The 12,893-nt window shown below is 68.5% G+C and carries 16 protein-coding genes; 7 read left to right on the top strand and 9 right to left on the bottom strand.

All coding sequences use genetic code 11. The annotated features are described in order from the left end of the window. Window positions 1-28 precede the first annotated feature (28 nt). Complete coding sequence (locus ACQP0P_RS05550; RefSeq protein WP_433371770.1) at window positions 29-466, top strand: winged helix-turn-helix transcriptional regulator; 438 nt, start codon at window positions 29-31, stop codon at window positions 464-466. A gap of 233 nt (window positions 467-699) precedes the next feature. Here the strand turns inward: ACQP0P_RS05550 and ACQP0P_RS05555 are convergent, their stop codons facing one another. The 5 genes from ACQP0P_RS05555 to ACQP0P_RS05575 all read right to left on the bottom strand — a co-directional run bounded on the left by ACQP0P_RS05555 (window position 700) and on the right by ACQP0P_RS05575 (window position 3,581). After that, a complete protein-coding gene (locus ACQP0P_RS05555; protein WP_433371773.1) occupies window positions 700-1,062 on the bottom strand; it encodes an SCO4225 family membrane protein in 363 nt (120 codons plus the stop codon). 211 nt (window positions 1,063-1,273) lie between these two features. Then, the gene (locus tag ACQP0P_RS05560) at window positions 1,274-1,474 is read right to left on the bottom strand and encodes a ferredoxin (protein ID WP_433371776.1); all 201 of its coding nucleotides are present in this window, start codon (window positions 1,472-1,474) and stop codon (window positions 1,274-1,276) included. Between the two features lie 72 nt (window positions 1,475-1,546). Beyond that, entirely contained in the window at window positions 1,547-2,761 is a 1,215-nt protein-coding gene (locus ACQP0P_RS05565) for a cytochrome P450 (RefSeq protein ID WP_433371779.1), read from the bottom strand. Between the two features lie 77 nt (window positions 2,762-2,838). After that, entirely contained in the window at window positions 2,839-2,988 is a 150-nt protein-coding gene (locus ACQP0P_RS05570; protein ID WP_433371782.1) for a hypothetical protein, read from the bottom strand. Further along, window positions 2,985-3,581 (bottom strand): FAD-dependent oxidoreductase, encoded by a 597-nt coding sequence (locus ACQP0P_RS05575; protein ID WP_433371785.1) that lies wholly within the window; start codon window positions 3,579-3,581, stop codon window positions 2,985-2,987. The genes ACQP0P_RS05570 and ACQP0P_RS05575 overlap by 4 nt, the downstream gene beginning before the upstream one ends. A 260-nt stretch (window positions 3,582-3,841) precedes the next feature. Here ACQP0P_RS05575 and ACQP0P_RS05580 point away from each other — a divergent pair, with 260 nt between their 5' ends. Continuing rightward, window positions 3,842-4,393: a TetR family transcriptional regulator gene (locus tag ACQP0P_RS05580; RefSeq protein WP_433371788.1), complete on the top strand. Its 552-nt coding sequence runs from the start codon at window positions 3,842-3,844 to the stop codon at window positions 4,391-4,393. A 111-nt stretch (window positions 4,394-4,504) separates the two neighbouring features. Here ACQP0P_RS05580 and ACQP0P_RS05585 read toward each other — a convergent pair whose 3' ends face one another. Both ACQP0P_RS05585 and ACQP0P_RS05590 read right to left on the bottom strand, forming a co-directional pair. After that, complete coding sequence (locus ACQP0P_RS05585; protein WP_433371791.1) at window positions 4,505-5,329, bottom strand: hypothetical protein; 825 nt, start codon at window positions 5,327-5,329, stop codon at window positions 4,505-4,507. A gap of 189 nt (window positions 5,330-5,518) precedes the next feature. Next, window positions 5,519-6,946 carry an Ig-like domain-containing protein gene (locus tag ACQP0P_RS05590; RefSeq protein WP_433371794.1) on the bottom strand — a complete coding sequence of 476 codons (1,428 nt, stop codon included), beginning with the start codon at window positions 6,944-6,946 and terminating at the stop codon, window positions 5,519-5,521. Between the two features lie 273 nt (window positions 6,947-7,219). Here ACQP0P_RS05590 and ACQP0P_RS05595 point away from each other — a divergent pair, with 273 nt between their 5' ends. Together ACQP0P_RS05595 and ACQP0P_RS05600 are read left to right on the top strand one after the other, a co-directional pair. Continuing rightward, a complete protein-coding gene (locus ACQP0P_RS05595) occupies window positions 7,220-7,873 on the top strand; it encodes a TetR/AcrR family transcriptional regulator (RefSeq protein ID WP_433371797.1) in 654 nt (217 codons plus the stop codon). Then, window positions 7,861-8,157: a DUF6204 family protein gene (locus ACQP0P_RS05600; RefSeq protein WP_433371800.1), complete on the top strand. Its 297-nt coding sequence runs from the start codon at window positions 7,861-7,863 to the stop codon at window positions 8,155-8,157. The genes ACQP0P_RS05595 and ACQP0P_RS05600 overlap by 13 nt, the downstream gene beginning before the upstream one ends. 105 nt (window positions 8,158-8,262) lie before the next feature. Here ACQP0P_RS05600 and ACQP0P_RS05605 read toward each other — a convergent pair whose 3' ends face one another. Together ACQP0P_RS05605 and ACQP0P_RS05610 are read right to left on the bottom strand one after the other, a co-directional pair. Continuing rightward, window positions 8,263-8,844, bottom strand: coding sequence for a cysteine hydrolase family protein (locus ACQP0P_RS05605; RefSeq protein ID WP_433371802.1), 582 nt, complete (start codon window positions 8,842-8,844; stop codon window positions 8,263-8,265). Continuing rightward, on the bottom strand, window positions 8,841-10,133 hold the full coding sequence (locus ACQP0P_RS05610; protein ID WP_433371805.1) for an MFS transporter: 1,293 nt from the start codon (window positions 10,131-10,133) through the stop codon (window positions 8,841-8,843). Before ACQP0P_RS05610 ends, ACQP0P_RS05605 begins: the two co-directional genes overlap by 4 nt. A 96-nt stretch (window positions 10,134-10,229) precedes the next feature. Between ACQP0P_RS05610 and ACQP0P_RS05615 the strand changes: the two genes are divergently transcribed. From ACQP0P_RS05615 to ACQP0P_RS05625, 3 genes are all read left to right on the top strand, one after another. After that, window positions 10,230-11,165: a LysR family transcriptional regulator gene (locus tag ACQP0P_RS05615; RefSeq protein ID WP_433371808.1), complete on the top strand. Its 936-nt coding sequence runs from the start codon at window positions 10,230-10,232 to the stop codon at window positions 11,163-11,165. Between the two features lie 297 nt (window positions 11,166-11,462). Next, window positions 11,463-12,578 (top strand): WD40/YVTN/BNR-like repeat-containing protein, encoded by a 1,116-nt coding sequence (locus tag ACQP0P_RS05620; protein ID WP_433371811.1) that lies wholly within the window; start codon window positions 11,463-11,465, stop codon window positions 12,576-12,578. Next, entirely contained in the window at window positions 12,575-12,871 is a 297-nt protein-coding gene (locus ACQP0P_RS05625) for a MoaD/ThiS family protein (RefSeq protein ID WP_433371813.1), read from the top strand. Before ACQP0P_RS05620 ends, ACQP0P_RS05625 begins: the two co-directional genes overlap by 4 nt. Window positions 12,872-12,893: the final 22 nt, after the last annotated feature.

The raw sequence follows: 12,893 nt of genomic DNA on the forward strand, positions 1-12,893 counted from the left end.
AGCGAAAAGCAACCGAATGGAGGTGTGCATGACAGCCGAGCACTGGACCGACCCGAGCTGCCCGGTGGCCAGGACCGTCGACCTGGTCGGAGACCGCTGGAGCCTGCTCATCATCCGGGACGCGATGGATGGAGCATCCGCCTTCACCGACTTCCACCAGCGGCTCGGGATCGCCCGCAACATCCTCACCGACCGGCTGCGCCGCCTCACCGAGTACGGCATCCTCGCCCGGGACACCGCACCATCCGGCAAGCGGCAGACCTACGCGCTGACAGGCGCGGGCCGCGACCTGTTCACCGTGGTGCTGGCCCTCCGTCAGTGGGGTGAGCGCAACGCCTTCGCCTCCGGGGAGGAGTACTCGGTACTCGTCGACCAGAGAGGAGAGGTCGTCCCCGAGCTGCGGGCCATCGACACCACCGGCGCCTCACTCACCTCCGGCACAACTCGCGTCCAGAAGGTGAATTGACCCAGCGCGCCGGTGTGCCGGCGCGCAGCCGATGGAACCATGACGCGAACCGGGAAAGATCACCACGCTTGCAGTCACCGTGACGTGGATCCCGCCGACCAAGGCGCCCCGCAAACGCCGAGCCGATCACTTCGGTTCCCTCATCATACTCACTGCGTATGGATCATCGAGATGTTGGGCTTGCCGGGACATGGCAGATGGGAAGATCCGGTCCTCTCGGCCATCTACGGCTCTCACGTTGGAACGTCGGTCATCCCGGAGCCGGGCGCCCCCGCCGGAGCCGTGCTTTTCCTGCGCCCGCGTGCGATCAGCCAGAGGATCCACGCTTGGAACAGTCCGGTGACGGTGTACGTCAAAAGAGAGATCGTCGGGTTGAGCGAGGCAATGGGGAGGAAGATCAAGAGCTGCGAGGTCGGGGAGGTGATCGCGAGCAGCACCAGCGCCTCCAAGCCTTGGCTGCCCGGTTGGCGGGTGCTGATTTCGACGTAGATGGTTGCGGCGATGACGAGCAGCGCGTAGGAGCAGGCGATGACCAGGGCGAAGGTGCCCCGGTCGTATGGGGAGACACAGCGGCTCACGGCTCGTATTGGTCGCATGATCCGGAGTCTGCATCGTCTGAGATGTGCGGGCTTGAGTACAGGTACTTAGATGACGATGGGGGATTGTCGCCGTCGTTTGGGACGTGGCGCCCACGGCCGCACGCCCGGACGGCGGGCGGGCGGGCGGTATGGACAGTCCTCGTGCTGCGGCTTCTCGTTGCGGCAAGCTGGGAAGCCGCAGCGTCGACATCACGTCCGCGAAGAACGTTCAGGCACTCTCGCTTACCTCGATGGCGGCCGCGGGGCAGACGGCGGCGGCTTCACGTACCGTGGCGTGCAGGTTTTCGGCCGGTTCGGACTCCAGCAGGATGACGATGCCGTCGTCCTCGCGCTGGTCGAACACCTCTGGTGCGATCAGCACACACTGGCCCGCGCCGCAGCACTTGGCCTCGTCCACGATGACTTTCATGCGGGACTCCTCTGGTCGGCCGGGTGTCACCGGCATTCGTACGCGTGTCGCGTTGGCCCGCGGGGGCCGGTGTCACCAGTGCACCGGGACTTCGCGCAGGCCGCCGACCACGAGGCCGTCCACCCGCTGCAATTCCTCCACCGGGACGGCCAGTCGCAGGGACGGCAGCCTGCGCAGCAGCACTTCGAGCACGACCTGCAGTTCGGTGCGGGCCAGCGCTTGGCCCAGGCAGGAGTGCGCGCCGGAGCCGAAGGCCAGGTGGGGGTTCGGGCTGCGGCTCAGGTCCATGTCGCCGGCACCGTCGAAGACGCTCTCGTCGCGGTTGGCCGCGGCCATGCTGCAGATCACCGTGGTGCCGCGCGGCAGCACCGCCCCGTCGACCTCGGTCTCCTCCTTCAGGTAGCGCGGCAGGCCGAAGCCGGAGTTGGCGTCGAACCGTAGCGACTCCTCCACCGCCGAACGCACCAGCGACGGGTCGGCCAGCAGCCGCTCCCAGCGGGTGCGGTCGACCAGCAACATGGAGACCATCTTGCCGATCATGTTCGCGGTGGTCTCGTGCCCGGCCACCAGCAGCGCCATCCCGGTGACCAGCAGCTCGATGTCGGTCAGGCCTTGCCCCTCGGCGGCGCTCTCCTTGATCAGCGCGCCGAGCAGGTCGTCGCCCGGCAGCTCCCGCTTGGCGGCGACGTGGTCGGACATGTACTGGACGAACTCGGCCTGCGCCGCGTCCATTTCCGCCTGGCTGTAGCGGGTGAGGTTGAGCAGCGCGTCGGACCAGTGGGCGAAGCGGTCCCGGTCGGCGGCGGGAACTCCGAGCAGGTCGCAGATCACGTACACGGGCAGCGGGAAACCCAGGGACGCCTTGAGGTCTCCGGGCCCGCCGCGCTTGACCATGTCGTCGATGAGCCGCTCGGCGATCTCCGTCATGACGGGCCGCAGCGCGGTCATGCGCTTGGCGGTGAAGTACTTGCCGACCAGGCGCCGCCACCGCTGGTGACCCTCGCCGCTGTCGGGGATGATCTGGGCCATGTCGGTGTTGAACACCCCGCCGGATTCGTTGTCCGACAGCCGGGCCGCGTCGGGTGCGTTCAGCAGGCGGGTGAAGCGCGGGTCGGCCAGCACCTGCTTGACGTCCTCGTAACGGGTCAGCAGCTTCGCCTCGTCACCGCTGGGCAACGTGATCCGCGCGACCGGACACCGCCGGCGCAGCTCCGCCCACTCCGCCGGCGGCTCCAACGCCGCCTCGCTCGGGATGGGATAGCTCAGGACCTGCTCGTTCTGGCTCATTCGGCTTCTCCTCGGAAGGGGCGTTTTCGCTGTCGTTGACGGGGTGCGACCTTGTTCCGGCATCGGGTCGCGGGCGCTCACAGTCGCGCGAGAGCTTCGACCACGTTCTGGCGGTGTACCCGGGCGGCCTTGGCCATGTTCCAGCCGAGCACTCCGGTGATGTGGCCGCCGACGCTGTAGTGGGCGACGAATCGGTTCTCCTCGGGGGCGCCTTCGACCACGTTCACCTGAGCTTCGGGGTGAGGAAGCCGTGTGCTTGGATCTTGACGTCGTACTGGTCGGTCCAGAAGTAGGGGATGGGGACATACGGGCGGTCCTCGCCCAGGATGTTGGCCGCCACGATCTGCGCCTGTTCGACGGCGTTGGTGCGGTTCTCCAGTCGCAACCGCCTGCCCAACCCTTCGTGGTGCCAGGAGGCCATGTCGCCGACGGCGTAGACGTCCGGGGCGGCGCGGCAGCGTGAGTCGCACTCGACGCCGTCGCCGATGGCCAGCCCGCTGCCGTCGAGCCGGCCCGTGGCCGGGCGGGATCCGGTCGCCACCATGACGGCGTCGGCGGGCAGCGATTCGCCGGAGGCCAGCCGCACCCCGGTGACGCGGCCGTCGTCGCCCGCGAGGGCCTCGGCGGCGACGCCGAGCCGGAGCCGGACGCCGTGCCTGGCGTGCAGCGAGGTGAGCGTCGTGCCGACCGAGCCGCCGAGTTGGTCGGCCATGACGGCGTGGCCGAGGCCGGCGAGGGTGACGTCGAGCCCCATGCCGCAGGCGGTGGCGGCGACCTCCGCGCCCAGCACGCCCTCGCCGATGACGACGAGCTTGTTCACCGTGGTCAGGCTCCGGCGCCTCCGCCACGGCGAGGCCGCCTGCCGAAGCGCCCACGATCAGGACGTTCTCGGGGCTGGTCAAGCGTGGTTCCTTTCGATCGAAGCGGGCGGTGGGGTGCGCCGTGGTGGTGACGTGCCACAACAACCGGACTGAATCGTCCGGTTGCTACCGTAGACCCTGTCATTGACATGTGTCGAGAGGTGTTGGGGACTGGAGTCAGTAAACCGGATGATATGGTCCGGTTGCTACGGTAGGTGTCATGTTCAGCGCACGGCGACCCAACAGAGGCCCCAGCGCCGCGGCGGAGAACCGGGCGGCGCTGATCGCGGCAGCTCGCGAGGTGTTCGCCAGCGATGGATACGATGCGCCGCTCACCTCGATCGCACGTGCGGCCGGGGTCGGCCAGGGCAGTCTGTACCGGCACTTCCCCGATCGCGTCAGTCTCGCGCTGGCCGTGTTCGAGGACGGCGTCAGGGAGATGGAAGCGCTCGCCGCGGAGCCCGGCACCACCCTCGACGACATGCTGGCGCTGATGACCGAGCGAGCCGTCACCTCGACCGCGTTCATCGATGTGGTCAGCGCCTCGGCCGACGCGCGCCTCATCCATGTGCGCGACCGGGTGTCGGAGTTGCTGGAGGGCCTGCTCTCCGAGGCGCGGGAGGCCGGCCGCGTACGCGAGCACGTCACCGCCGAAGACCTGGTCACGGCCACCGGCATGATCGCGGCGCTCCTGGCCAAGATACCGGCGGACACCCGTCGTGAGACCGCCGACCGTGCTTGGCTGCTCCTGCGCAAGGGCATCGACGTCTGATCGTCACCCGCCGTCCCCTGCCGGGGGGATCGCTCCAGTTTTCCGCACTCCGGCGGGGAACGGTTACGCCTGGCTCACCGGTGATTCCGGTCCGGCGCCGAGTTCCCGGAACTACCCCCGGCTACCGCCCCGGACGGTCGGCTCGCGCTTTCCCGCGCTCTCCGTCTTGCTCGCCGGAGGCGCCTTGACGGTCACCCGACCGCCCCACCCGGTGTACCGGGTCTCAACGCTGAGCTGCCTGTCCTCCGCCACCGCCGCACTGACGTGGGTGCTCCCCGGATAAACGGTGACCAGTCGCTGGGGGAGTTGGTCGGAGCCCAGGGTGAGCCTGAAGCGCAGCACCGCGGCCTTACTGTCCTCGGACATCCTGACCAGGCTGACGTTCCGCAGCCAGGGGGAGATCTTCTCCAGCGCGCCGAAGCTGATCGTGCCCGAGTAGGTGCGCCCCGTTCGCTTCCCCTTCGTGATCAGGGCCTTCAGGGTCGCCGGTTCGGCCACGTTCACCAGCTGGCCGTACCAGCCGCTGAAGCCGGCGCTCATGCCGTTCGGGTGCTTGATCCAGGTTTTGCCCTTCGGCGGTGTCCAGGGCCCGCCGGAGTAGTAGCTGGTGGTGCCGATCCTGATCGTCCGCTCCGGCCGGTCCAGCGCCCACGGGATGATGTCGGATGTCTCTGGGGCGTCAGTGGTGCGCTTCGCGCTGACGTCGGAGGCGACGATCCCGGCCCTGCCGAACTGGAAGGAACCGGTGCGCTTGAAGAAGGACGTGTTCCCGGTGAACTCGACCAGAGTGGTGACGTCGGTGAACGTCACCCCCTTGTCCGCGGCGAACTGGCTCTTCAACGCCTTGACCGGATCCACGGCGGCGGCTTGGACAGGTGTCACGGCCATGGACGTGATGACCGTGGCTGCGGCGATGCCAGCGATCACTTGCTTCACAGTGATTCCTCTCAGCCCGGTACGGGGAAGGGAAATCCTGCCGAATCTTGATCACGAACGTGTCTCACAACGTGTCCCGCTACGGCTACCCCTGCCACACCGCAGAAGAGCCCCGTCGCCGACGGGGCTCTTCGCGTATGTCCGGCTGTCCACGGCCGTCGCCGGGGAGCTGCGGATGCGCGTCGGCGGTCAGCCGGCCTTTCGCGCAGGACAGGTCGGCGCCTCGAATACCACGCCGTCCAGGAAGTTGCCGGCCGTCGGGGTTCCTCCCGCAGCCGACACCGACTCGAAGGCGAATCGTGTGGTGGTCTGTCCCGGAGGTACGACGTACACCCCGGTGTAGTGGCCCCAGGCGGTGTTGTCGTCGGAGATGTCCGGGGAGGAGGCCCCGGTGGGGATTTGAGCCACGGTCGCGCCTGGTGCGCCGATGAGCACCCGCATCACGTCGGTACCGAGGCGGCCTCGGTGATACAGCGACCAGGTCATCGGTGTTCCCGGAACGGTGGGCAGATCCTGGTAGAGCGTGGAGACCTGGGTGGCGTTGAGTTCGGCGAACTGCCGGCCGTCGGCTGCCGGGACTCCGCTCGCGCCGCCGCGCCAGAACTCCAGCTTGTTGTCGGTGGCGGTGGTGTGCCAGCCGACGCCTGGGTTGGTGGAGGCGTCGGAGATGGACCAGTCGACCGTGGCCACGGGTGGCGTCTCGAAGCTGCCGTTGACCAGGTTGACCGGTGTGTAGTCGCAGATGACGGTGACGGTGACCGTGGCGGTGCTGGTTCCGCAGGCGGTGGTGACGGTGTAGGTGAAGGTGTCGGTGCCGCTGAAGCCCGTGGCGGGTGTGTAGATCACGTTGCTACCGGAGATCGTCGCGGTGCCGTTGCCGGGCCTGGTGACGTTGCTGATCGTCGGTGCGGTCGCGGTGTCGTTGGCCAGGACGGGCACGCTGACGGGTGTGCCCCGCATGACGGTGGTGGTGGCGCTGTCGTCTACGGCCCTGGTGGGCGAGATGGACTGCCCGTCGACGATCTGGATCGGGGGGGCGGGGGTGTTGCCTCCGAGCTGGCCCGGAGCGGCGATGACGCTGCTGATCCCGGTCGGCCGGATGGTCATGCCGCTCCCGACGGTGCCCTGCCTGACCCGGAAGGTGATGACCTTCGCAGGTGGGTCGGTCTTGGTACCCGGCGAGGTGATCGACAGGGTGTTGCCACTGATGGTGCCGGTCCCCGACTGGCCGACGACATCGGCGCTTGCCAGCAGTGACGACAGGTCCCACGTGGTGGTGTAGCTCCTGACCAGCAGCGGCCACTGGGCCGTGCGGTGCGCCAGTGTGAGGGTGAAGGTGCCGCCCGGTGTGATCTGCCCGCCCCACAGGGACGGGGAGGTGTCGACCGAGACCGACCCGCTGCCCAGCCTCATGCCGAACGCGTTCTTCCAGTAGTAGTCCACGGGGTAGGTCATCTGCCCTGGCCGGATACAGGGCGCGGCGGCTTGCGTGACAGCCTGCCGCGCGGTGGTGGCGTGCGTGTCGGCACTGGCCGCCCCCTGCGTTCCCGATGTGGCCAGCAGTGTCAACAGGGCGCAGGCCAGCGCGGTGAGCGCGGATCCGGATCGTTGTGACATCAACGCTGAACTCCCAGTCTGTCTTAGGGGTGTCTTCGTAGATCGACTTCACAGCGAAGCTACTCTCCGCGTTCGACTCATCGCGTCAGGTGATGGTCTGTGTGATCTTCGTGTCGCAGGCGGGACCTGCGGTGCTCGCCGCGCACCGGAGAGGTGGAACGTCCAGGGGGGAGACCTCCGGCGCGGATGAACGGGGAGGACGGGTCGAGGTGGCACAGTCCATGTCAAAAATGCAGTCGACTTCATATTTGGAGTGGAGTTAGGCTTCCGGCCATGTCTGAAGGGCTGCGGGAACGGAAGAAGCGGCAGACGCGGCAGCGCATCTCCGATGTGGCCATCGGCCTGTTCGTGCAGCGGGGCTTCGAGCGCGTCACGATCGCCGAGGTCGCCGCTGCGGCGGAGGTGTCCGTGAACACCCTCTACAACTATTTCCCGTCCAAGGAGGACCTCGTCCTGCCGCCGGACCGGGCTTCCCCGCAGCGGCTCGCCGACATCGTGCGGCAGCGCCCGTCCGGTGACTCCGCCGTGCGGGCGGTGCTGACCGGGCTGCGTGCGGAGGTGCGGCGGCGCGACCGCAAGCTGGGGCTGACCGACGGGTTCGGCCGTGTCCTCGAGATGATGCTGGCCGCCCCCACGCTCACCGCCCGGCTGGGCGATCTCGCCCAGCAGATGACCGCCGCTCTCGCCGCCGCTCTCGCCGAGGAGACCGGGACCGCGCCGGACGACCCACTGCCCCGCATGGTGGCCTGGCAACTCGGCTGTCTCCACTCGCTGGTCTACACCGAGATCGGCAGGCGCACCACGGCGGGAGAGAACCCCGACGCGATCGCCGAGGCCGTGCTGGACCTCCTGGACGCCTTCGAGGACCTGCTCGGCGAACGCGTTCTCAGCTATGCCGTACGAAAGGAACAACCGTGTTCAGAGTGATGATCCGCGGCAAGTTCGGCGGGCTGAACGACGTCGGTCGCGCCGCCGTCCTGGCCGCGGGGGGTGCCGCCTTCACCGAGGCGGGAGCCTTCACCCACGACGTGAGTTTTTCGGCCTTCACCTTCCGCTGCCAGGTGCCCGCGGGCCCGGATGACGGCGAGGACGATGCCGTCCGGAAGGCGACGGCGGCGTTGGACGCGCACGGCCACCCATATCAGGTTCTTCACGTCGCGGTGACGGACATGCGCCATATCAAGATCCGCCGGAAAGGCCGGCGGGAGTGACATCGAGGATCTGGACCTGGAGTTCCGTCGCGCCCGCGCCACCAGCGAGGGCGGCACGGTCGGCCCCGCTGCTAATCAGCTCCAACGGGGCCGGCGCGGCCGGCGTCAGTCAGCCCGCAGGAGGGTGTGCAACTCGGCGGTTTCGAGGATGTGGGCCCGTGAGGGAAAGACCTGACGGAGCAGGACGTCGTGCGCTTCGGGGTCAGGGTCGGCGACGCCGTCGGCCAGGACGTAGAGCCGGTAGTCGCGGTCGGCCGCGTCGAGGACGGTGGACAGGACGACGCCGCTGGTACTGATGCCCGCGATGATCAGAGTGGTGATGCCGTGTTCGCGCAGCCGCTGATCGAGGTCGGTGGTGGACAGGCCTCCGTAACGGATCTTACGCACGACGATGTCTCCGTCCTGGGGAGCGAGACGTTCGTGGACAGCGGTGTCAAGGTCTGCGTGGTGCATGAGACGGTGCTGGGCGATCGGTGCGAAAGACCTGTTGGTGGGCGGGATCGCAGCCCAGTCGGCCTCGGTGAAGCCGACCCGGACATAGGCGACGGTGCCGCCCTTGGCGCGAACGTCGGCGATTACCTTTTCCATGCGTCCCAGCAGGGCTTCACTGTCGTTTTCGGGGAGCAGCGCGAGGATCGCGGGCTGATAGTCCATGACGAGCAGGGCGGTGTGTGCGGGGTCGATCATGCGAGTGTCTGCCTTTCCGGTGGCGCCTGGTCGGCGTTCTTGAGTTGGGGTGTGCGGTCATGTCGAGGGAGGAGGAGCGAGGTCGCCAGGAGGAGGAGACCGGCGATCGCGATCGCGGTGCGGGGACTGGTGAGGCCGGCCAGCAGGCCCCACGCGCCGGTCATGGCCGCGACGGTGGTTTTACTGGTGATCGACCAGGCGGACAGCGTGCGGGCGATCCGGTCCGACGGGAGCTGTTCGAGCCGGTAGGTGGCGAATACCGGGTTGAACACGCCCATGCAGGTGATCAGCCCGAGTTCGACGACGATGACGAGGACGAGCCCGGCGGGGCCGGGGCCGACGAAGGCCAATCCGAGTGACCAGCACGCGCGCAGCGTCCCGGCGGTGAGCATGACCCTGTGCCGTCCGAACCGGGCGAGGAGCGGGCGGGCCAGTCGCGAGCCGATGAGGCCGCCGACGCAGGGAACGCCGAAGGCGAGGCCGTACTGCCAGGGTGCGAACCCGAGGTCGCCGAGCATGAGGACGGCGAGCAACGGTGAGGTTGCCATGATCAGGCCGTTGACCAGGACGGTGTTGAAGAACAACGGGCGCAGCGCCGGGCTGGCGAGGATGTACCGCCATCCCTCCAGCAGGTCGCCGGCTCCAGGCCGGGACGGTGCGGCGGTTCGCGCGGGACGTGGCTCCCGCCCGCCGATGGCGTGGACCCCCGCGGCCGAGAGGAGGAAGCTGACCGCGTTGGCCGCCACGCTCGTCACCGGGCCCACCAGCCCGATCGCGGCGGTACCGAGCGGCGGCCCGAGCGCGGTGGCGGTCCAGGCCGTGGCCTCGAGCCGCCCGTTCGCGACGAGCAGGTCCTCGGGCCGGACGAGCGCCTTCAGACATGCTCCGCTCGCAGCGGTGAAGGCGATGTCGGCCGCGCCGACAACGACCGCCACGATCAGAAGTTGGGCGAAGCTCAGCCGGCCGAGCAGGTAGGCGGCGGGAACGCTCATCAGCGCCGCGAACCGGATCAGGTCCATCGCGATCATCACCGGCCGTTTGCGCCGGAACTCCACCCACGGCCCGAGCGGCACCGCGACCACCGCCCCGACCGCGAGCCCCGCGGCGGCCAGCACCGACACCTCGGTAGGCCCCGCGTCCAGAGCGAGAATCGCGACCAGGGCGAACGCGTCGAACGCGAGCCATGTGCCGAACGTGCTGACCGCATAGGCGGCCCAGAACCACCTGAACCGCCGTCCCGGCGACCTTCCCAACGCGGACCCCGCCATCTCCAGGAAACAACCGTCCATTGACTTGAGAGATCAAAACGCGCAGCTGGTAGGCAGGTCAAACAACCAGCCGACCGAAGTCACACAACTTTGAGTTGTTCGCTAAGGTCGGTCGGTGTGGATCTCGATGCTGTGCGCACGTTCGTCGCCGTGGTGGACACCGGCCAGTTCCAGCACGCCGCCGCAGACCTGTCGGTCACCCAGCAGGCCGTCTCCAAGCGCATCGCCGGGCTGGAGAAGGACCTCGGGGTGCGGCTGTTCACCCGCGCTGCGCGCGGCGCCGAGCTCACCATCGACGGGCAGGCGTTCCTGCCCCACGCGCGCGAGCTGCTGCGCGTCGCCGAGCGCGCGGTCGCGTCCGTGCTCCCCGGCAGCCGGCCGCTGCGCGTCGACGTGATCGCCTCACGCACCGCGGCCTCGGGCCTGATGCGCGGCTTCCACCGCGCGCACCCCGAGATCGAGCTCGACGTGGTGATGCTGTTCGATGTCGAGACGGCCGTCGCCGCCATCCGGTCCGGTGTGATTGACGCGTCCTTCCGCGCCGTCGCCGTGCCCGGCCGGCCCTTTCCCGAGGACATCGAGTCCGTCCGGGTGCTCGACGAGCCGCTCCAGCTCCTCACCGGCCCCGCCCACACGCTGGCGGGCGCCCGGTCGGTGCCCCTCGCTCAGCTCGCCGGGCACCGGATCTGGATGCCCGGCATCGTCCCCGGTACCGAGTGGGCCGCCTACTACGACGATCTCGTCGCCGAGTTCGGCCTCACCATCGAGGCGACCGGCCCCAACTTCGGCTCCGACGCGCTCCTCGACACCATCGCCGACACTCCGGCCCTGGCCACTTTCATGAGCGAGCAGACCCGCCTGGTCTGGCCCGTCGACCACGGCCTGCGCCGCATCCCGGTGACCGACCCGACGCCCGTCTACCCGCACTCGCTCCTGTGGCACCGCGACAACCCCCACCCGGGGCTGGCCACCCTCCGCGCCCACCTCGCCGCCACCGCGGCCGGCCACGACGCCGCCGGGACCTGGGCGCCGGGCTGGGTGATTCGGCGCTGAACGCCGCCGACCTCGACGTCCTACCCGCACCGTGGGGCGCCCGCTACTGATGCCAAGCCGCGTCCGGCTGCCAAGGCTGCAAAACGCGTTCGGCCAGTGAACACGGGAACCTTTACCAGCACGTCGCTGGTCCGTCGCTGCGGCGTGCGGCAATTTTGTCGGAGGGCTGCCGTAGCGTCGTGGCCACGGCCGCGGCGGGCATGTCGTGAATGGGGTCGACTTCGAGCCCGGTCGGACGATCCGGAGCGTGGCCGCAGTGCCGACACAGCTCGGCACCGAGGTCGGAAAGGAACGCCGATGAGTGGTGTACGAGTACTGGTTGGCACGCGCAAGGGCGCGTTCATCCTGACGTCGGACGGCAGGCGCGAACGGTGGGACATCAGTGGCCCCCACTTCGGAGGCTGGGAGATCTACCACCTCACGGGATCTCCTGCTGATCCGTCCCGGCTGTACATGTCGCAGTCCGGTGGCTGGTTCGGACAGTTGATCCAGCGTTCCGACGACGGCGGTATGACGTGGGAACCGGTCGGTAACCAGTTCCAGTACGAGGGTGTCCCCGGCACTCACCAGTGGTACGACGGCACGCCGCATCCATGGGAGTTCGCACGAGTCTGGCATCTCGAGCCCTCGCTGACCGATCCGGACACGGTTTATGCCGGGGTTGAAGACGCCGCCCTGTTCCGCTCGGTGAACGGCGGGCAGACCTGGCAGGAACTGCCCGGGCTGCGCGACCATCGCTCAGGGCCTTCCTGGCAGCCGGGTGCCGGTGGGATGTGCCTGCACACGGTCATTCCGGATCCGCGCGATCCCGGGCGTATCGTCGTGGCGATCTCGGCGGCGGGTGTGTTCAGAACGGACGACGCCGGCAAGAGCTGGCAGCCGATGAATCGCGGCCTGCGGTCCGAAGGCATTCCTGACCCGGATGCCGAGGTCGGTCACTGCGTCCACCACATCGCGATGCACCGATCACGTCCAGAGGTGCTCTTCATGCAGAAACACTGGGACGTCATGCGCAGTGACGACGCCGGTGAGTCGTGGTACGAGATCAGCGGCGACCTGCCCAGCGACTTCGGATTCCCGATAGCTGTCCACGCGCACGAGCCGGACACCGTCTACGTCGTTCCGATCAAGAGCGACTCGGAACATTACCCGCCCGAGGGAAAGCTACGTGTGTACCGCAGCCGGACGGGCGGAAACGAATGGGAGCCGCTCACGAAGGGGTTGCCACAGAGCCACTGCTACGTCAACGTGCTACGGGACGCGATGGCCGTCGACTCGCTGGATTCGTGCGGCGTGTACTTCGGTACGACCGGCGGGCAGGTGTACGCATCGGCCGATGCCGGCGACAGCTGGGCGCCCATCGCCCGAGACCTTCCGGCCGTGCTGTCGGTCGAAGTCCAAACGTTGCCATGATCCGTGTCGTGCTCCCGGCGCATCTGCGGAACCTCGCACGTGCCGAAAGCGAGGTGAGGATCCACGTTCAGGGGCAGGTCACGCAGCGCTCGGTCCTCGACGCGCTGGAGGCCCGCTATCCGATGTTGCGCGGGACGATCCGTGATCACGTCACGCAGCGGCGTCGACCATTCGTGAGGTTCTTCGCCTGCGAACAGGATCTGTCCCACGAACCGCCGGACACCCCGTTGCCCGAGCCGGTCGCAATGGGGGCCGAGCCGTTCATGGTCGTGGGGGCCATGGCGGGCGGGTAGGCACCGGTGCGTGTTGGACAAG

It is taken from the genome of Streptosporangium sp. CA-115845, from assembly GCF_050943795.1.
Classification (GTDB): Bacteria; Actinomycetota; Actinomycetes; order Streptosporangiales; family Streptosporangiaceae; genus Streptosporangium.

What these genes read in the sequence shown, in the direction of transcription:
- ACQP0P_RS05560 (WP_433371776.1), bottom strand. Translation starts at nt 1,474, where the DNA reads ATGAAAGTCATCGTGGACGAGGCCAAGTGCTGCGGCGCGGGCCAGTGT.
- ACQP0P_RS05605 (WP_433371802.1), bottom strand. Translation starts at nt 8,844, where the DNA reads ATGATCGACCCCGCACACACCGCCCTGCTCGTCATGGACTATCAGCCC.
- ACQP0P_RS05625 (WP_433371813.1), top strand. Translation starts at nt 12,575, where the DNA reads ATGATCCGTGTCGTGCTCCCGGCGCATCTGCGGAACCTCGCACGTGCC.
- ACQP0P_RS05620 (WP_433371811.1), top strand. Translation starts at nt 11,463, where the DNA reads ATGAGTGGTGTACGAGTACTGGTTGGCACGCGCAAGGGCGCGTTCATC.
- ACQP0P_RS05580 (WP_433371788.1), top strand. Translation starts at nt 3,842, where the DNA reads ATGTTCAGCGCACGGCGACCCAACAGAGGCCCCAGCGCCGCGGCGGAG.
- ACQP0P_RS05550 (WP_433371770.1), top strand. Translation starts at nt 29, where the DNA reads ATGACAGCCGAGCACTGGACCGACCCGAGCTGCCCGGTGGCCAGGACC.
- ACQP0P_RS05595 (WP_433371797.1), top strand. Translation starts at nt 7,220, where the DNA reads ATGTCTGAAGGGCTGCGGGAACGGAAGAAGCGGCAGACGCGGCAGCGC.
- ACQP0P_RS05610 (WP_433371805.1), bottom strand. Translation starts at nt 10,133, where the DNA reads ATGGACGGTTGTTTCCTGGAGATGGCGGGGTCCGCGTTGGGAAGGTCG.
- ACQP0P_RS05555 (WP_433371773.1), bottom strand. Translation starts at nt 1,062, where the DNA reads ATGCGACCAATACGAGCCGTGAGCCGCTGTGTCTCCCCATACGACCGG.
- ACQP0P_RS05565 (WP_433371779.1), bottom strand. Translation starts at nt 2,761, where the DNA reads ATGAGCCAGAACGAGCAGGTCCTGAGCTATCCCATCCCGAGCGAGGCG.
- ACQP0P_RS05590 (WP_433371794.1), bottom strand. Translation starts at nt 6,946, where the DNA reads ATGTCACAACGATCCGGATCCGCGCTCACCGCGCTGGCCTGCGCCCTG.